Origin of the sequence: Staphylococcus sp. HMSC034G07 (assembly GCF_001835975.1) — a bacterium.
Taxonomy (GTDB): domain Bacteria; phylum Bacillota; class Bacilli; order Staphylococcales; family Staphylococcaceae; genus Staphylococcus; species Staphylococcus ureilyticus.
Genome location: NZ_KV826608.1, coordinates 391,588 through 410,663 on the forward strand (window position 1 = coordinate 391,588; position 19,076 = coordinate 410,663).

General features: G+C 31.5%; 20 protein-coding genes and 1 pseudogene. 9 read left to right on the forward strand and 12 right to left on the reverse strand.

Annotated elements, in window-relative coordinates:
- Positions 1–18: 18 nt before the first annotated feature.
- The 6 genes from HMPREF2586_RS07995 to HMPREF2586_RS08015 all read right to left on the reverse strand — a co-directional run bounded on the left by HMPREF2586_RS07995 (position 19) and on the right by HMPREF2586_RS08015 (position 4,225).
- On the reverse strand, positions 19–285 hold the full coding sequence (locus tag HMPREF2586_RS07995) for a hypothetical protein (RefSeq protein WP_070657562.1): 267 nt from the start codon (positions 283–285) through the stop codon (positions 19–21).
- On the reverse strand, positions 266–649 hold the full coding sequence (locus HMPREF2586_RS08000) for a hypothetical protein (protein ID WP_070657560.1): 384 nt from the start codon (positions 647–649) through the stop codon (positions 266–268). Before HMPREF2586_RS08000 ends, HMPREF2586_RS07995 begins: the two co-directional genes overlap by 20 nt.
- Positions 621–1,763: a thiolase family protein gene (locus HMPREF2586_RS08005; protein WP_046207263.1), complete on the reverse strand. Its 1,143-nt coding sequence runs from the start codon at positions 1,761–1,763 to the stop codon at positions 621–623. Before HMPREF2586_RS08005 ends, HMPREF2586_RS08000 begins: the two co-directional genes overlap by 29 nt.
- A complete protein-coding gene (locus HMPREF2586_RS08010) occupies positions 1,764–3,131 on the reverse strand; it encodes an AMP-binding protein (RefSeq protein ID WP_233422154.1) in 1,368 nt (455 codons plus the stop codon).
- Positions 3,132–3,501: 370 nt separating this feature from the next.
- Entirely contained in the window at positions 3,502–3,657 is a 156-nt protein-coding gene (locus HMPREF2586_RS12885) for a hypothetical protein (RefSeq protein ID WP_157948047.1), read from the reverse strand.
- 76 nt (positions 3,658–3,733) lie between these two features.
- Positions 3,734–4,225, reverse strand: a complete 492-nt coding sequence (locus tag HMPREF2586_RS08015) for an SGNH hydrolase domain-containing protein (RefSeq protein ID WP_070812710.1) — start codon at positions 4,223–4,225, stop codon at positions 3,734–3,736.
- A 39-nt stretch (positions 4,226–4,264) separates the two neighbouring features.
- On the opposite strand from HMPREF2586_RS08015, the pseudogene HMPREF2586_RS08020 reads away from it, so the two are divergent.
- Together HMPREF2586_RS08020 and HMPREF2586_RS12645 are read left to right on the forward strand one after the other, a co-directional pair.
- Positions 4,265–6,952, forward strand: a pseudogene (locus HMPREF2586_RS08020) (CDP-glycerol glycerophosphotransferase family protein); the annotation flags it as partial.
- Between the two features lie 227 nt (positions 6,953–7,179).
- A complete protein-coding gene (locus HMPREF2586_RS12645; protein WP_075100187.1) occupies positions 7,180–9,354 on the forward strand; it encodes a bifunctional glycosyltransferase/CDP-glycerol:glycerophosphate glycerophosphotransferase in 2,175 nt (724 codons plus the stop codon).
- 144 nt (positions 9,355–9,498) lie between these two features.
- On the opposite strand, the gene hxlB is transcribed toward HMPREF2586_RS12645, so the two are convergent.
- The 3 genes from hxlB to HMPREF2586_RS08040 all read right to left on the reverse strand — a co-directional run bounded on the left by hxlB (position 9,499) and on the right by HMPREF2586_RS08040 (position 11,525).
- On the reverse strand, positions 9,499–10,047 hold the full coding sequence (gene hxlB, locus HMPREF2586_RS08030) for a 6-phospho-3-hexuloisomerase (RefSeq protein WP_046207261.1): 549 nt from the start codon (positions 10,045–10,047) through the stop codon (positions 9,499–9,501).
- Position 10,048: 1 nt separating this feature from the next.
- Positions 10,049–10,681: a 3-hexulose-6-phosphate synthase gene (gene hxlA / locus HMPREF2586_RS08035; protein ID WP_070039425.1), complete on the reverse strand. Its 633-nt coding sequence runs from the start codon at positions 10,679–10,681 to the stop codon at positions 10,049–10,051.
- A gap of 115 nt (positions 10,682–10,796) precedes the next feature.
- Positions 10,797–11,525: a glucosamine-6-phosphate deaminase gene (locus tag HMPREF2586_RS08040; protein WP_046207259.1), complete on the reverse strand. Its 729-nt coding sequence runs from the start codon at positions 11,523–11,525 to the stop codon at positions 10,797–10,799.
- A gap of 360 nt (positions 11,526–11,885) precedes the next feature.
- On the opposite strand from HMPREF2586_RS08040, the gene HMPREF2586_RS08045 reads away from it, so the two are divergent.
- From HMPREF2586_RS08045 to HMPREF2586_RS08065, 5 genes are all read left to right on the forward strand, one after another.
- A complete protein-coding gene (locus HMPREF2586_RS08045) occupies positions 11,886–12,245 on the forward strand; it encodes a YojF family protein (protein ID WP_040029939.1) in 360 nt (119 codons plus the stop codon).
- A 12-nt stretch (positions 12,246–12,257) separates the two neighbouring features.
- The gene (bshB2, locus tag HMPREF2586_RS08050; protein WP_019468220.1) at positions 12,258–12,923 is read left to right on the forward strand and encodes a bacillithiol biosynthesis deacetylase BshB2; all 666 of its coding nucleotides are present in this window, start codon (positions 12,258–12,260) and stop codon (positions 12,921–12,923) included.
- 14 nt (positions 12,924–12,937) lie between these two features.
- Entirely contained in the window at positions 12,938–13,816 is an 879-nt protein-coding gene (folE2, locus tag HMPREF2586_RS08055; RefSeq protein ID WP_070657549.1) for a GTP cyclohydrolase FolE2, read from the forward strand.
- Between the two features lie 381 nt (positions 13,817–14,197).
- The gene (locus HMPREF2586_RS08060) at positions 14,198–15,004 is read left to right on the forward strand and encodes a helix-turn-helix transcriptional regulator (protein WP_070039429.1); all 807 of its coding nucleotides are present in this window, start codon (positions 14,198–14,200) and stop codon (positions 15,002–15,004) included.
- 68 nt (positions 15,005–15,072) lie between these two features.
- Complete coding sequence (locus HMPREF2586_RS08065) at positions 15,073–15,378, forward strand: transcriptional regulator, SarA/Rot family (protein WP_256324355.1); 306 nt, start codon at positions 15,073–15,075, stop codon at positions 15,376–15,378.
- 134 nt (positions 15,379–15,512) lie between these two features.
- Here the strand turns inward: HMPREF2586_RS08065 and HMPREF2586_RS08070 are convergent, their stop codons facing one another.
- The 3 genes from HMPREF2586_RS08070 to tadA all read right to left on the reverse strand — a co-directional run bounded on the left by HMPREF2586_RS08070 (position 15,513) and on the right by tadA (position 17,559).
- Positions 15,513–16,079: an NADPH-dependent FMN reductase gene (locus tag HMPREF2586_RS08070; RefSeq protein WP_070657545.1), complete on the reverse strand. Its 567-nt coding sequence runs from the start codon at positions 16,077–16,079 to the stop codon at positions 15,513–15,515.
- An 18-nt stretch (positions 16,080–16,097) separates the two neighbouring features.
- Positions 16,098–16,970: a Cof-type HAD-IIB family hydrolase gene (locus tag HMPREF2586_RS08075; protein ID WP_070657543.1), complete on the reverse strand. Its 873-nt coding sequence runs from the start codon at positions 16,968–16,970 to the stop codon at positions 16,098–16,100.
- A gap of 79 nt (positions 16,971–17,049) precedes the next feature.
- Positions 17,050–17,559 carry a tRNA adenosine(34) deaminase TadA gene (gene tadA / locus HMPREF2586_RS08080; protein WP_046207251.1) on the reverse strand — a complete coding sequence of 170 codons (510 nt, stop codon included), beginning with the start codon at positions 17,557–17,559 and terminating at the stop codon, positions 17,050–17,052.
- A 64-nt stretch (positions 17,560–17,623) separates the two neighbouring features.
- Between tadA and HMPREF2586_RS08085 the strand changes: the two genes are divergently transcribed.
- Together HMPREF2586_RS08085 and HMPREF2586_RS08090 are read left to right on the forward strand one after the other, a co-directional pair.
- The gene (locus HMPREF2586_RS08085; RefSeq protein ID WP_070657542.1) at positions 17,624–18,241 is read left to right on the forward strand and encodes a deoxynucleoside kinase; all 618 of its coding nucleotides are present in this window, start codon (positions 17,624–17,626) and stop codon (positions 18,239–18,241) included.
- Entirely contained in the window at positions 18,234–18,896 is a 663-nt protein-coding gene (locus HMPREF2586_RS08090; RefSeq protein WP_070657540.1) for a deoxynucleoside kinase, read from the forward strand. The genes HMPREF2586_RS08085 and HMPREF2586_RS08090 overlap by 8 nt, the downstream gene beginning before the upstream one ends.
- The last annotated feature ends 180 nt before the right edge of the window (positions 18,897–19,076 follow it).

The window sequence follows — 19,076 nt, forward strand, 5'->3', positions numbered from 1 at the left end:
ACAATTTTCAATGATTACTTATTTATTTTTCAAAATAGTAACTTTAACTTTATCACAATTATTTTTCACAATTAATTTATTATTGCTTTCAAAATCAAAATGAAGAAATTCATATGTATCAACTGGTTCAACATAATTAATTTTATAATTTTTCCAATTCAATTCATTGTATATCAATGCAATTTGTACAATCATTTGTCCTGGTACAATATGTTGATGCAAAGGATTCTCATCTTTGACAAGTCTCAAATATCGTTCTACATCGTTAGGTAATATCTGTATCATTTTTCACCTTCTCTAAAAACGTTTGCTTAATATATATACATTTAGTCAGATTTTTATTTATTTTCATTTCAAAGCCATATTTGATAAATTGACGAATCCTTTTTTGTTCGATTAATGTTAATTGTACTTGATATATGACATCAATTGCTAAGGGATGATATTGTTCAATTTCTGTTGATTTTAATAGTAACTTACTAGAAATAAACGGTTTGAACAATTCAAATTCGGGCCACAGGCTTGCACAATAAAGTGGTGAAACATCAACGCTATTCGTTTGTGCAAACAATTGATTATAAGCTTCTACATCTTTTTTTTGGAATATCATTTCTCGTTGTTCATGACCATCTTTCAAATAATGTGGCATTGCCCATACCTCCTCCAATACCCATAGTTGCAATTGTCCTATGTTTATGTTCCATATAGAATAGCCGTGTAACAAGTGCAGCACCACTTGCGCCATAAGGATGTCCAGTAGCTATCGCGCCACCATAAATATTTAATTTTTCAGCTGGTACGTTTAAAGCTTGTTGGCTTGCTAACACTTGTGATGCAAAAGCTTCATTTAATTCTATAGCATCGATATCATTTAAAGACAATTGCTGTTTTGCTAATAGTTTTTCTATAGCAGGCACAGGACCAATACCAAGTATATTTGGGTCTACACCTATAGTTACTTGGTCAATGAATGATAATCCACTGTGTATGCCATATGCTTTAGCAAGTGTTTTTTCCATGACAAGTAGTAGTACGGCACCGTCATTTTTCATACAACAATTGCCAGCAGTAATGCTCCCGTTTGGTAATAATGGCTTTAATCGATTTAACGTTTGTTGCGTTAATTTAGGTTTAATACTTTCATCTTGTTGAAATGTTTCTCCTTTAATCATCAGTGGTGTTATCTCTTGAGTAATCTTACGATGGTTATATGCATCAAGCGTTTTTTGATGACTGTGCCATGCGAATTCATCTTGTTCAAATCTTGATATACCATATCTTTCTGCAACATTTTCAGCTGCTTGTATCATAGATGGATCTTGGCCTTGAGGTGCAAATGATGCTCTTTCATAAAATTCTGGTAAATGTGTGTCATATACAGATTGTGGCCGCTTAATCTTCCAGGGTGCTCTGCTTGTACTTTCCACGCCACCTGCAATGTATATTGACCCTGCACCTGCTTGTATCATGCGACAGGCTTGATTTACAGCCTCTAATCCCGAACCACATTGGCGATCAACCGTCACACCTGGCACTTGTTGATTTAATCCAGCTTCTAAAAGTGCCTTTCGCGCAATATTACCTCCATTTCCGATAACATTACCTAAAATCACGTCATCTATATTATTAACAATTGCAGGAAAGTTATTTTTCAAATAATTGAATAGTGGCTGTAATAATAATTCAGGTTCTAAATGTCTCAATTTCCCACCATACTTCCCAAATGCTGTACGTTTCGCTGCTATAATTACCGCTTCATTCATTTATAATTCTCCTTTTAAATAGCATTGTTTCATACGTTCGCGCGCAATCTTTCCACTTGAGGTATAGACCATTTGCTTTACTTTAACTAGTTTCGATGGTATTTGGTAACGCGCTACATGATGTTTCATAATTTTTCTAAAATCGTTATAACGAACTGTATGATCACCGGTATATAGTAATACGGCAATTTCTCCAAATTTAGAATGTTTTTCACTGATAACAACTACTTCTTTGAATAAATTAATGGATTTTGCATGCTGTTCAATTTCAAACGGATAAACATTACGTCCACCAATAATCATACGATCATGCTTTCTACCATGTAAAAATAAATGTGCATGCGCGTCACATGATGCAAAATCTCCTGTTTCAATCCAACTATCATCGCTGACATCTTCATCAACATAACCACCAAATGACATATCACTTCTTATCTTTAGTAGGCCTATACCTGATACGTCAGGCTGTTCAATATTCACGTGCACGTTGTGAAACAATTTGCCAACAGATTCTGGTGGTGCACTATTATTGAAGTTATAACTAATAAAGCTAGCTTCTGATGTCCCAAAGAACTCAATTAGATCACTTTTAGGGAAACATTGTTGAATACGTTGACGAATATGTAAGCCAAGTTTATCCCCAGTACTTAAAATATAATGTTTTCCTTCTATTAAAATTTGAGTTGCAACGCAAGCTTGTATCATTGTTGGCACCATAAAACACGCTGTGTTTACTTTTTGGTGTTGGATTGTCTGCATTAAACGCTTGGCTTCAAAATATCGCTGTCCAATAAATGTTCTACCTGTATATAATGCATAAATACATGCATATAACGATAAAGAATGCGACAACGGACCCGGAGCAACAACTGTATTTATCATTCTGCCAAATAATTGATCATTTTTGGAAAAAGACTTAATCCAAGATAACGCTCCCCTATAATATGCTTTAGGTAAGCCTGTCGTTCCAGATGTAAAAGCGATATGTAACAAATCGTCATCGTCCTTGAAATTATCTTTTTTGGTCACATTATGTATACGTAAATCCTCTTCTTCCATAAGATATTGAACACCGTATTTTTCGACTAAATTGAAGGTTTGCGCGTTCGACCATCTATCATCAAAAATACATGGTACACACTCACTTTTTAATAATGCTAAATAAATAATCATTGCCTTCTGCGGATGTCGTGTGACCAATCCTACAATGCTATGTTTAGGTATATTAGAAAATAAGTCACTTTTGTTATTTAATTCTTTAATTAATTCATCATATGTTAATGCTTGTTCATCAAAGCGCAAAGCAACTTGATGCGGTTGTTTCTTAGCGTGATTTTCTATTTTTTCTAAAATTTCCAAATGCAACACCCTTTTGTTAACTTTTATACAAAATATATTAACATTTAGGGTGTAAAATAATATAATGAAAACATTTGGTTCCCAATGCCATAAACATCCCAAATTTTTAATTCAAATTGAGTCATTTTGAATCTTGTTTTCCTTAAAATACAAAAAATGGCACAATTCGTGGTGAATTATCCCAATTTTAAGCATATAAAGCTATATTTCTAAATCTTTTTATTAAGTAAATGATTAAAAAAAGGGCAAGTATTCAAAATAAATACTTTTTGTATTTATTTCAATTACTTCCCCTAATTTGTTAGTAACATCAATTTATTAGTTATTCTTTGATAATCAAATATTCATATCTATTCACTCTCAGTTATCATTGAATGATTTAGTCAATATTGTTAATAATCAACGCATATGCTTTGTCTGATGTATCCTCATCTACTGTAATAGAATCTTTTTTATACCGCTTTAAAATGTTTATTACTCCCAAAATCGATAAATTAATACAAATGAAACCAATAATTCCTTTTACAAACTTCATAAATAATTCCCCTTTCCCATTACTTATATTAAACAACATAATCATACTTATTGAACTAAAAAAGAAATACTAATCGCTATATTTCATTTAAGTTTTTATCTTTATTGTCATCTTTATTTTCGATTGCATATTTCAATTTTTCTGCCAGCATATCCCCAAACGATTCTGAATAAGTATTTGTCATATGATCCATATCTCTATAAATTGCAACATTACCAATAACCGGTTTATATTGGTTATCTTCTTTGAAATATTCAGTTGGGTCAAATGTATACATATTATTATTGTTTTGTATAAACTTCTTCCAATACGATTGATCTTGTTGACTATGATAATTATTCATTTTATTAATTATTTTTTTCTCACCATACTTATCAAATTCCTCAGCAACGTTAAAATTATATGTTGGTATATCTCTAATTGCTAAAACGTCAATACCATAATCATTTTTTACAATATTGAGTTGATTTACCATTTGATCTTGCACCCACTTACTATCACTTGCAGCGGAAGTAGCATGTGAAACTACTAAGTCAATATCATCGTTGTTTTCCAAATATTTATTCACATTTTTTACCCACTTACCTTTAATCGAATCATCTTCATAACCACTCGAAAAAAAACGATTACATTCCCATCAAAATCAGTTACTAAAAGAAAGCAGACAACTTACATAAATTTTTCATTAGATATTTATCACGAACTCATTGATTTCATGAAATATCCATTTGAAAACGGTGATATCATTGATATCTACTTAGAAATTGAGATTCAAGAATCAAAATTACCTATTGAAGTTAAGTTAGGAAATCCTAGAATATTAGCAGAGCGCTTTCTTAAAGGGGAAATCATTACTGAATTCAAAGATGAAATCATCTCTATTACGCCTTATTTAACTATGAAAGGTCGCAACCTTTCATTTAGAGTCAATAGATATACAATCGATAGTTATTTAACTTATATACAAAATTTAAAAATGCCAAATATGAAATTACCCTTCAAAAAGCAAAATCAAAAGGTTTGGGTAATTGGTGAAAAATCGTATAAAGCTCAAGATAATGGTTATCACTTCTTTAAATATATGCGTACATACCATCCTGAATTACCTGTCTTTTACATAATTGAAAAAGACTCTATCGAAGCTAAAAATGTGCTTCCTTTTGGTAATGTTATTTACTATAAATCGCCAGAGCATTTCAACATTATGTTACATGCTGATTATATTTGTACAACACATCATCCCGAATTAATATTCCCTACTAATAGCGCCATTTACACAAAAAAGATTAAAGCAACTAGAGTCTTTTTACAACATGGTGTCTTAGGGGTTAAAAATTTATCAAATATTAATGGTAATCAACTGAAAGATTTCAATGTTGACCTTTTTATTACAAGTTCTGAAAGAGAGAAAGAAATCGTAGTAAGAGATTTGAAGTTTGATAGTAAACAAGTTGTAGTGACAGGCTTAGCACGATTTGACGAACTTTTTAATCCGAAAGTTAATACCAAAGACCAAATTTTAATTATTCCAACATGGAGAGACTGGTTAATCAATTGGGAGCGACTAGAGGATTCTGAATATCTAGAAAATATCAACCAATTATTGAATAGTCCTAGTATTAAATCTATTGCTAACAAAGGCAATGAAGTCATTTTCTGTTTACATCCTAATATGCAGCCTTTCATTGAATTATTTAATGTGCCAAATTATATTACAAGTATTAAACAAGGTGATGTTAACGTACAGAAACTAATCCAAGAAAGTAAATTAATGATTACTGACTATTCAAGTGTTGCATTTGATTTCAGCTTTTTAAACAAACCTGTGATTTATTATCAATTTGATAAACACGCATTTTTAGGTAATGAACCTTCACACCTTGATATAGAAAATGAATTACCTGGTACAATCGTTAATAATCAACATGATTTAGAATCATTGCTAAATAAAATGATTAGCAATCATTATCAAATCGATAAAGCAGTCGAAATAAAAGCAAATCGTTTCGTTAAATATCATGATCAACACAATAGCGAAAGAATTTTCGAAGCAGTCTTAAATCACAAAACAACTAACCAATTAAAAAGCAAATTTAAATATGATATATTGTCACAACATTTATTCAAACGTTTTAGAAAAAGTAAACAATACTTTAATGTAATGGATAAATATAACTCCGCTATTTCTAAGCTTGTACCAGTCAAAAAAGATTTAGTTGTATTTGAAAGTAATGTAGGCAAAGCTGTCAGTGACAGTCCAAAAGTTATCTATGACAAATTAAAAGCATATACTGACCATTACCAAATTGTATGGGTAAGTAATCAACAATTCCCTTTTAATGATCCTAACGTCATAACAGTAAAACGATTGTCACCGGAGTATTACCATTATTTATCACGTGCAAAATATTGGATAAATAACCAAAACTTCCCACACTATATTTCAAAACCTAAGGATACAATCTACATTCAGACATGGCATGGTACGCCTTTGAAAAAAATGCTAAATGATGTTGAAAGCTTTGAGGGTAGAGATGCGAACTATAAAAAACGTGTTAACGGAGCAATTCAATATTGGGATTATCTCGTTTCACCAAGTCCATATGCATCTGAATGTTTTAGATCAGCCTTTGAATTTCATAAAGATATATTAGAAGTTGGCTATCCACGCAATGATATATTCTACAATAACGATGTAGCTTATATTAATAATAAAAAAGAAAAAATCAAACAACGTTTGGGTATTCAAGATGATCGTAAAATCATCCTATACGCACCAACTTTCCGTGATGATGAAATTAATAAAGCTAAAAAGCATATCATCAACTTACAAATTGATTTACAAAAGATGCAAGAACAACTTAGTGAAGACTATATTTTAATTCTAAGGCCACATATAATTATTAGTAATGCATTAAAATTAGATAGTAGCTTAGACAATTTTGTAATTAACGGCAGTAAATATAACGATATCAGTGATTTATTCTTAATTACGGACATTTGTATCACGGATTACTCTTCTGTAATGTTTGATTTTGCTAATACTAGAAAACCTATGCTATTTTTCACTTACGATTTAGAACACTATAAAAACAGTTTGCGTGGATTTTATTTTGACTTTGAAAATGAAGCACCAGGTCCGCTTATAAAAACAAATGAAACATTAATACACGCAATTAAAAATATTGAACAAATTCAACAAGAATACAAAATGAAATACGAGCAATTTCACGAAAGATTTTGTTCATATGAGAACGGAACTGCAGCTCAAAGTATAGTAGAACGTTTCTTTTAACTAATGCACGTAATTATTATTAAAAATGCAGTATATTTCACGTAAACAAATAAAATACCCTCTATCTATATGTATTACTATTTGTTTATTATATAAAAGATGTCAAAAATCCAATGATTAATATCAATGTTAGGAGTGAGTATTTGAAATCAAGTAATCTCTATTTGATTTCTTAACTCACTCCTGTATTTATATCTAATACTATGTCCAAGAGGTGTTACCTAAATATGACCAATACATTGTCCATAATAGTCCCTTTTTTTAATAATGAAGATCACATTGAGCAATGTATCGCTTCATTATTAAATCAAACAGATAAAAATTTTAACTTAATATTAGTAAATGATGGTTCTACCGATACTTCAGAAAAGCGATTATTTATGCAAATCGATAATGATAATATAAATGTAAAGTACATTAAGTTCAATACAAATCAGGGCCATAGTCATGCAAGAAATGAGGCCATTGCTCATGTTAAAACGACTCATTTTTTATTTGTTGATGCTGATGATTTTCTTGCACCTTATACAGTTGAAATATATCTTAAATATTTAAAAAACTGTGATACCCTTATTGCTCCTATTACAGATTTTATTTTGAACATACCAACTGCATATACTGACGATACTTTGCAGGTTAATTATAAAAAAACACGAGAAAATGAAAGTAATATCTTAGCACAATATGCTATTGTTAACATTATTTTTAATACACGTATTGTGCTTCAACAAAAACTAATGTTTAATGAATCTTTGAATGTTTATTCAGATTGGTCGTTTGTCATCGACTATCTGAAATATGCAAAAACTTACGTTGATATTAAAGGAATCCCTTTCTATATTTGTGGGGAAATTTATGATCCATTGAATACAAATAAACTACGTGAACAATCTTTTGAATATTTATTTAAAGATTTTGTTAAAGCATCTCACGATGCACTTGCTCGCATCGAAGACCCAGTATTAAAACAATATGTACTTAAAAGTATATTAAAAGCTATCAAACTTTGGTTTGAACCCAGTGACCCTGATATTGAAAAGAAATATCGCATCGGTCATAAGTCATTAACTAAATTAATTCCATTACTAATGCCAGCTATACAACGCGAAACCAAGTTTCTATTTAAAGTCGAATTATTATTATTACAACATACAAATTATCGATTGGCACTTTCTTTTAATAAGTGGAGATTACGTACAAGATATTTAAAAAATATCTTGCTAAACAAACCAAATAAAAACCTTTCTAAATATCTTTTATTCAATAAAAAGAAAGATGTAGACAATGAAACGATAGTGTTTGAATCTTTTAGTGGGAAAAATTATAACGATAGCCCAAAGTACATTTATGAATACATGCAACATAAATACCCTAATCTCAAATATTATTGGATTTATGACACACAAAACAAAGCAAATTTCCCTCAAGAATTAAATTTAATTGCTAAAAACAGTAAATCTTATTTCGACATTTATCGAAAAGCACATGTTTGGGTTACAAACGCTAGGATACCAGTGCACATCAACAAAAAGGACAATCAACTATATATTCAAACTTGGCATGGTACTCCACTTAAAAAATTAGCAAATGATATGAAAGTAGTACGGATGCCCAATACAACTACTGCATCTTATAAAAAATCATTTTATAACGCAACTCGTCGCTGGGATTACTTAATATCGCCCAATGCCTATTCTACCGCTATTTTTCAATCAGCGTTTTGGATGCAAAGAGAAAACATTTTAGAAATCGGTTATCCTAGAAATGATATTTTAATCAATCATGCTCAAAACCAATCATATATAAATGAAATTAAGGCAAACTTAAATATACCTATTGATAAAAAAGTTGTTTTATATGCACCAACATGGCGAGATGATGAATACGATGAAGCTGGTAATTACCAACAAACTTTACAACTCGATTTAACTAAACTCCGCGCAAATATTAGTGATCAATATATTATCTTATTACGCATGCACTATTTAATTGCAAGTAAGCTTGATCTGAGCGGGTATGAAGACTTTATCGTTGATGTTTCCGATTATAGTGATATTTCTGAACTTTACTTAATTAGTGATAGTTTAATCACGGATTATTCTTCTGTGATGTTTGATTATGGTGTTTTGAAACGCCCTCAATTTTTCTATGCTTATGATATAGAAAAATACAAAGAAAAATTACGTGGATTTTATATTGATTATTTCCATGAATTACCAGGTCCTATTTTCACAAACACTGATGAAGTGATTGAAGGCTTAAATCACTTTGCATATTATGCACAACAATACAGCGATAAAATAAACAGTTTTCATAATAAATTTTGTTCAATCGAAAATGGCCATGTTTCTCAATATATTGGTGATTTGATTTATAATAATATTCACAATCCTAAAAATTAATAATATTCATACAAGCGTACGATTAAAATTAATTTGTAAAATTTCTCATAAAAAAAGAGCTAATCATTTGGAATTAGCTCTTTTTCTATGAGAATGAGATTTAACTTTCACATCCTCAACGAAAAAACGTTTTATTCTAATATACTACTCTAAATTAGCATGATTACTTTGCATCGTTTCCTCATCGACATTAAGTTCGTTCATTAAATCTAGTACTAAACTATCTAAAAAGACTTGCGCTGCTTGTTCAAACAAACTACCTAAGGGTTGTGCAGATCCTTCTGCATCATATTTTGTACCTGCAGGAAGTTCTATAACAGTGTTGGCCAATGCGCCAATTGCCGAATTTGGATTCGTAGATAATAACACAACTTCTGCATCAACAGATTTTGCTTTTTCAACTAATAATCTCAAGTGTTCCGTTGAACCTGAACCTGAAATGACAATAAATAAATCATTTTCAGTAATTGAAGGTGTTGTTGATTCTCCAACAACATAAGCAAATTTTCCAAGTTGATTTAAACGCATAGCAAAACTATTTGCTACAAATCCAGAACGTCCTTTACCTGCTACAAATACATGTTTTGCTTTAGTCACTTGCGATAAAAAAGCTTGTGTTTCACTATCTCTAACATGAGATAACGTATGATCTAACTCATCTAAAATCAAACGATAATTTGTAATTTCACTCATCTTATCTACCTTCAATCGCATCTCTACATTGTTTTGCTGCTTCAACTGGGTCATCTGCGTTAGCAATGCCGCCACCAACTACAACTAAATCTGGGTCCTCAGCTACCACTTCTTTAATTGTATCTGGTTTAATACCACCAATTACAGCAACTTTAGAATTGTTAATTACGGATTTAACTTGTCTTAAGCTTTCTAATGGTGATTCACCTTCTGCTTGTAAATCATAACCAGTATGCACAGCGATATAATCTGCACCTAATTCATCTAATTCTTTCGCACGTTTTTGTAAATCTTGTACTGCAATCATATCTACAAGTAATTCTTTATTATTTTTATGTGCTTCGTCTACCGCAGCTTTAATAGATGCATCTTCTGCAACACCTAGGATTGTAACTACATCTGCACCATACTTAACAGCTTGGCTTACCTCATAATCTGCCGCATCCATAATTTTTAAATCTGCAAGTACTTTCACACCATCGATATTATTATCTAAATGTTGAACAGCCGGTAAACCTTCATTAATCACAATAGGTGTACCAATTTCTACAATATCAACATAATCTTTAACTTTATTTGCAAGTTCTGCCGCTTCCTCTTTATTTAATAAATCAATTGCTAGTTGTAATTCCAAAATGATCATCCCTTCTTGATTTAATGATAGGCATGGAAATCATGACCTAACTTACTTTATTTAAAAACTTACGCATAAATGCTTTACCCTTAAAGTAATAATTTAAACTGAGAGATTATAAGCGAGGTGCTGCAGCGTCATCAACGTAAATTTCAACATCAGGATGTGCAAGCAGAATCGTAGCTGGAACCTGTTTATTGACTTCATGCTTAGCTAATTGTTCAATTGCTTCTCTTTTTTTCTCTCCAAATGCTAACAAAATGATTCTTTTCGCTTTTAAAATTGAAGCTAAACCCATGGACACAGCTTGTTTAGGTACTTCACTTTCATTATCAAAATAACGACTATTTGCATTGATTGTACTATCAGTTAAATCCACAACTTGAGTGGTACTATTCATATCAGTCCCTGGTTCATTAAAACCGATATGACCATTTTCACCAATACCTAATATTTGTATATCCATTGGTCCTTTTTGATTGATTAAATCTTCATATCGCTTCGTTTCTTCCATTAAGTTTTCTGCAGCTCCATCAGGAATGTGTATCAAAGATTTCGTAAAATGTGGATAACGATTAAATAAAATATCATTCATATAACGATGATAACTTTGTTCATGCGTCGCAGATAAACCAACATATTCATCTAGATTAAATGTTTCTATTCCAGATACATCTAATTGATTCTTTTGCAGTAAACTAACTAGAAATTCGTAAACTTCTACCATTGTCCCACCTGTAGCTAATCCTAATTTACTATGTGGTTGTTGACTCATTTGTTTAAACAATTCACATGCAACATAAAATGAAGCATATGCACTAGACCCTAAATTTGTGATTTTCATGTTATTGCCCTCCCAAATATATTGAATTTGTCATTAGCTATAAACAAAATGTGAATACACTTCTATTATACGTGCTTTTAATCGTTTTTACAGAAAATCGATATTTGATAAATTGTAATGATTGTTTAAAATGACTAAAAGTATAATGAGCAGACTAATACATTTTCATCGCTGTTTTTAGTAAAATAAATAGATAATCAAAATTTTATGTATAAATCTAAGTTGAAATTCATTTTTCAGGTAGAAAATGTTTCAAAGTCAGTTTACACTAAAGATTAGACTGATTATTTTTATTAACACTTGTATCGTACAATTTATTGCATAAAAATATAGGGGTTTGGAATCAAGGAGGCAAAAAGTTTGGAATCAATAATAGATGAAAAAGTACAAACATTACTTTCTTCATATGAAGATAAACCCGTGTATTTACATGTAGAGACGACGAATGGTGCATATGCTGCACATTTTGACCAACGTGTATTTAACGCGGGCACTTTTTTAAGAAATATTCAAGTCACTTTTGAGCATGCACAGCTTAAAGGTGGTAATAAAGACCCATATCGTGTAGGTTTAAAACTAAAAGATGGCGGTTGGGTCTACGTTCAAGGTTTAACACATTACGAAATAAATGAGCAAGGTGAATTTCTATTAGCTGGCTTTAACTATGAAGGTCAACTAGCTGCTGCTTTAGAAATAAGCACTCAACCATTTAAAGCATAAGGAGGATGAATCATGACAGAGGAAAGCCATGTATTAGTTATTTTTCCACATCCAGATGATGAATCATTCTCATCTGCAGGGACATTGGCACGTTATATAGATAATGGTGTACCAGTCACATACGCTTGTTTAACATTAGGTCAAATGGGACGTAATTTAGGTAACCCACCATTTGCCACTCGTGAATCTTTACCTGACATTCGTGAAAAAGAATTAGAAGCTGCGATGGCTGCCATTGGTATAACTGATTTACGCAAAATGGGCTTACGTGATAAAACTGTAGAATTTGAACCTCACGACGAAATGGATGAGATGGTACAGTCATTAATTGATGAATTAAATCCATCCGTCATCATATCGTTCTACCCTCAATTTGCAGTGCACCCAGACCATGAAGCTACAGCAGAAGCAGTCGTGAGAACTGTGGGACGCATGAAGCCATCAGAAAGACCCCGTCTACAACTTGTTGCATTTAGTAATGATGCGCCTGAAAAATTGGGTGAACCTGACATTCTAAATGAGATCAGTGATTATAAAGAGGTAAAACTTCGCGCATTTGAAGCACACGCATCTCAAACAGGACCATTCTTAAAACAACTTGCTACACCTGATGTTTCTGGAGAAGCGCAAAGCTTTTTAGAAGTTGAACCTTATTGGACTTATAACTTTGAATCTTAAGTGGAGGCAATATCATGACAGAATTTGATTTATCAACTCGAGAAGGTCGATGGAAACATTTTGGTTCAGTTGATCCAATCGAAGGTACAAAACCAACCGTTAAAGAAGAAATGAAAGATTTGCAAAGTACGAACAAAAACTACTTATTTGAAATTGAAGAAGTAGGTATTAAAAATCTTGTATATCCTGTATTAGTTGACCGTTTTCAAACAGCTGGAAACTTCAGTTTCTCAACAAGCCTTAATCAAGATGAAAAAGGTATAAATATGAGCCGTATTCTAGAAAGTGTTGAAAAACACTATGACAACGGCATTGAATTAGATTTCGATTCTTTGTATCGTCTTTTGCGTAGCTTACAAGAACGCATGGAACAAAATGCTGCTGGCGTTGATGTTTCAGCTAAATGGTTCTTTGATCGCTACAGCCCAATCACGAATATCAAAGCTGTAGGCCATGCAGATGTGACATACGGTATGGCGATAAACAAGGAAAATATTACAAGAAAAGAAATTACACTACAAGCTGCAGTTACAACATTGTGCCCTTGTTCAAAAGAAATCAGTGAGTACTCGGCGCATAACCAACGCGGTATCATTACCGTTAAAGCAATTTTGAATAACGAAACTATTTTAACAGATGACTACAAAGAAAAAATTTTAGATGCAATGGAAGCCAACGCAAGTTCTATACTTTACCCTATATTAAAACGACCAGATGAAAAAAGTGTCACAGAACGCGCTTATGAAAATCCGAGATTTGTTGAAGATTTAATTCGCCTTATCGCAGCAGATTTAGTCGATTTTGATTGGGTTGAGGGCTTTGATATTGAGTGTAGAAACGAAGAATCTATTCACCAACATGACGCTTTTGCAAAAATAAAATATAGAAAATAGTAATTATAACTATAAATTAACACAGCAAATCATCAAAAATAGGCTACTTAATTTCTAAATGATATAGAAGTTTAGTAGCCTATTATTTTTTATTCAATTTTTATTTTAATTTCAAAACATTCTCTCAACAATTAAACTTTCCATCCTTACTAAATAATGTTATTTTTCTCCAAATTCATTAGTTAAATTTGTAATAGTAAAATTTTAATGGTTCATTTAAAAATACCACCACTAAATATATCCATCTACAACTAATTATAAAATAATGTATATTAACTGTTAAATTTTATTAATGTTCTATATACAATTTTCATATTAAAATAATTACAGTAGTAGTTTATAATTAATTTTTATTTTGATGTAAGTGGTGAAACCAATAAAATGGATGATACTTTTAAAATAAAACATGCGCAGTATGGCTCTATAAGCCAATTAAGCAGACCTCATTTTCTACATATTTTTTTAGTAACAGAAGGAGAATTTGTGGCTTTGAAAAACACTACTTTCCATCATTTTAAAGTAGGTGACATATTTCATATCCACGACTATGAATCCATTAAACAAATCTCTTTTAACGGTAGTTTAATCTGTCTTTCACTAAATAATTTTTACTATTATCAATACTTCCAGCAACTAAATTTTAACACGTTTAAACATATATCGTTAAAAAAAGAGATACGCCTCAAATTATTAGATATAATTGATGCGATTCAACATCAATCTATAACCAATCCGAACAATGCCATTAAAGATTTAATTAAAAGTATAAAATATTCTGAGCATCAAAATTTTCAAAGTTCTGAATTACAATGCAGTTATAAAACATCTTTAATTAAAGATGTCGTACAATATGTTAATACGCATTTAACGACTAAAATTACCTGCAAAGAAATTGCTAATTATTTTTTTGTAAATAATAGCTTTTTATCAAGAGAATTTTCAACATTGATGAACTGTAAGTTATCTCAATATATTACGTCATCTAAAATTCATGCTTCCATATGTGATTTGCTTAATGGTGATCATTTAAACATTGTTCAACAACGCTATGATTTTCGTAGTCAAAATGAATATTGTTATCTGTTCAATAATATTATTGGTTGCCAACCTTCTGATTTTAAATACCATAAGAAACTAGTCAGTAATTCAACATTTAAAATTCTATTTCTATCAACAATTTCAATTTAACGCATAAAAGCAAAATATTAAAAGTGTGGTGACAATATGAATACAATTATTTATGAAGAAAAAGAGGATTGATTAATAAAGTAGTGAAACAAAATTTGAATCTTACGATTTCTGAGGTAATCATTTTGGATAAATTGCTCTATCTTAATAAGAATAAAATAAATGCCATTGAATTAAAAAAGTTATTACAAGTCCAAAATTCACCTGTATCTTCACAAATCAACCATTTTATCGAACTTAACCTTTTAAAAAAATCTCGAGATCAATCTGATGAAAGATGTATTTATTTGCATGATATCAAGTTAGAAGAAATTAAACAGCTGATTGAACAGTATCATTTAATAGTTAATTCAATACTTCACAGTACTGCCTAATTAAACCTCAGCAACATAAGAGCGCATATGAAATCAAAGTAATGTTTGATTTCATATGCGCTCCAAAACCCTTTAGATTATGTACATAGTGAGATACAACTTGCATCGTAACCCTATTCAAAAATGACTTCACATTATTTCAAGTGTTCATACGGACTATTTTTCACAAATGAAATAATTTGCTCCACAAATAGTCTTGAACGTAATTGAAACTCCTCGTTATCCAAGTAATACGTACCATCATCTAATTTATTATAGTCTGTATCATGCGTCGCAATCTGCGTTGGTACTGCGATTCCGAGTAATGAACGTACTATCAAACGTAAATGAGACAATGGTTCAGAGCTTACAATTCCACCACTGTTACCGATTAATCCAACTGGTTTCATTTTAAAATCATCCATCGTTAAATGATCCAATGCATTTTTTAAAATACCAGAATATGACCCATGGTAGTTTGGTGTTCCTAATATAAAGAAATCTGCATTTCGCGCTTTCGTTTGTAATAATGTTAAATTATTTTTATACACTTCACTTGGTGAAGAAACGCCAGAGACATCCAGTTGATGAATTGGGTGTTCCGCTAGATCAAAGATCTCAACCTCAAAATATTGGTCTTCAAAATGACCTTTTAAATAATGAGCTAAAGCATTTGTATGCGAGCCCATTTTAGCACTCCCTATTATGATTAATCCTTTCATTTATCCTTTCACCTCATGCTATGATTTGTTATTTTCTCTAAGTAGTTTCATTATCGCTTTACCAACACCACTTTGTTCATTAGAGTCAGTTTCATATTTTGCGATTGCTTTAACTTCTGGAGCTGCATTCTCCATTGCAACTGAATAACCGACGCGTTCCAACATTGAAACATCATTCATATTATCACCGATTGCCATAACATTTTCCATATCAATATTTAGACGCTCTGCAATCGTGTTTAAAGCAATACCTTTTTGTGCATCTGAATGCGTAATTTCTATATTTCCGCGTGATGAAGAAGAAATTGCCAAACTTTCTGATTTTGCTAATGTTTCACTTACTCGATCAATTTTTTCTAAATCACTATCAAAAGCTAATATTTTCATCACAATTTCACCAGGTGTATCTTGAATTTTGTCATAATTCTCAACTACTTTTAATGTACCGTTATCTATACGTTTTTGAATGCCACTTTTAATTTTTTCTACATCTGCTTCTTGACCAGCACGTTGTGCAATATCAATATAAATCTCTAAGTCTCGTAATGGATTCTCAGTATAGATGCCTAAGTTGGTATACACTTGATAGAAAATGTTTTCTTTATTTAATTCTTCCGTAATGCGATTTATGAGTTCTCTATTTAAATTTGAAGTGCTCATAATATTAAATGATTCATCTCTGACTTCTGCACCGTTCAAACAAATATATGGCACTTTTAAGTCTGTTTGATTGATTGGTGCATTTGCTTCATAAAATGCCCGACCAGTAGCAATGACTACAGTTATGCCTTGTGATTGTGCATATTTGATAGCTTGGATATTTTCTTCTGATATTTCATGTGCAGCGTTCAATAACGTACCATCCATATCTGTTGCAATTAAATTTATCATTGATTTACCTCGTTTCTACTTTATCTCAAAACACCGATTGAATACTCATTTACAAATTGCCATAATTTTGTAACACATTTCATATTTTACCAAATGTTTCACTATTTGTATTATCCTCTGTTCGTATGATTTTCTTTTTTTGTCTAATATCTTTAAAAAATGTCTTCAATAAATGGCTACATTCCTCTGCTAATACACCTGTAGTAACTTTGGCCCGATGGTTAAATCGCGATTCTTGCAACAGATCCATCAAACTACCTGCACAACCACCTTTTAAGTCTTGTGCACCATAGATTACTTCAGGAATACGACTCATGACGATTGCACCTGAACACATTACACAAGGTTCCAAAGTAACATAAAGTTTACAGGACGCTAACCTCCAACTATTAAGCTGTTTTGCAGCTTTTTGAATCGCAATATGTTCAGCATGTGCAGTAGGATCTTGAGTGGATTCTCGTAAATTGTGCGCTCGTGAAATAACTTCATTATCTTTCACGACAATAGCTCCAATTGGTACTTCTCCAATAGCACCAGCTTTCCGCGCTTCTTCTAGCGCAATTTTCATATAAAATTGGTCAGTATACATGTGTCTATCACCTCACATATGGTACAATATTTATTGTCTATTTTAACATTGGAGCGGTAAAAACATGAAAAAACAATTTATTGCTGTTGAAGGGCCGATTGGCGTCGGTAAATCTTCATTAGCACATAAACTTAGCCAGACTTTTAATTATTATGAAGAAAAAGAAATCGTAAATGAAAATCCTTTTCTATCCGATTTTTATGAAGATATTTCCAAATGGAGTTTTCAAACTGAAATGTTCTTTTTATGTAATCGTTACAAACAATTTCAAGATCTTGAAGCAATTTCTACAGGTATTGTAAGTGATTACCATATTTATAAAAATAAAATATTTGCAAATAATACTTTAACACCTTCTGAATTCAATAAATTCTCTAGAATTTATGATATTTTAACTGAAGATTTAGAAATGCCAAATGTGATTATCTTTCTAGATGCAGATTTAGAAATATTGAAAAAGCGTATCGCGTTACGTAATCGTAGCTTCGAACATCAGATTGAAGACGACTACTTACTTAATTTAAAACGTGATTACAATGCCTATTATCGTTCGTTAAAAGCAGATGGTGAAAGTGTCATTCGAATAGATACGACTGATTTAGATTTTATGAAGCAAGAAAATGATTATAATTATATTTTAGATTTAGTGCAACCATTGATTGGAGGAAAAGATAATGAATAAATACGGTATCCCTCAAGATGCTGTGATAACAATCGCTGGTACAGTCGGCGTTGGAAAATCAACATTAACGAAAGCATTGGCACAAAGATTAAATTTTAAAACATCGTTTGAAAATGTAGATCATAACCCTTATCTAGATAAGTTTTATCATGATTTTGAACGTTGGAGCTTTCATCTACAAATTTATTTTTTAGCAGAGCGCTTCAAAGAACAAAAACGTATGTTTGAATATGGCGGCGGCTTTATCCAAGATCGCTCTATATACGAAGATGTTGATATTTTTGCTAAAATGCATGAAGAACAAGGGACAATGAGTCCAGAAGACTTCAACACATATTCCGAACTATTTAATGCTATGGTCATGACACCATACTTCCCAAAACCAGATGTACTTATCTATTTAGAATGTGATTATGATGAAGTGATTGATCGCATCAAACAACGTGGTCGACAAATGGAAATTGAAACAAATCCAGAATATTGGAAAAAATTATTCAAACGATATGAAGATTGGATTAGTGAATTCAATGCGTGTCCAGTTGTAAGAGTGAACATCAATGAATATGATTTACATGCAGATCCAGAATCACTAAATCCTGTTATTGATAAAATCCGTCACATTATTGAAACTTATCGAAATGTAGATCAACGATAATACGTTTATTGCTTAAAACATTTACAAAATCAAGAATAGTACCATATAAAACAGATTTTGTAATGTAGAACAAAACGCAGGGCAACAATATCTTTTGAAAGAAATCAATTCTTTCCTGCACGCACCATCAAGTTAACCCATTACCCGAGCTTCTGCTCATGCATAAGTCCCACTAACCCA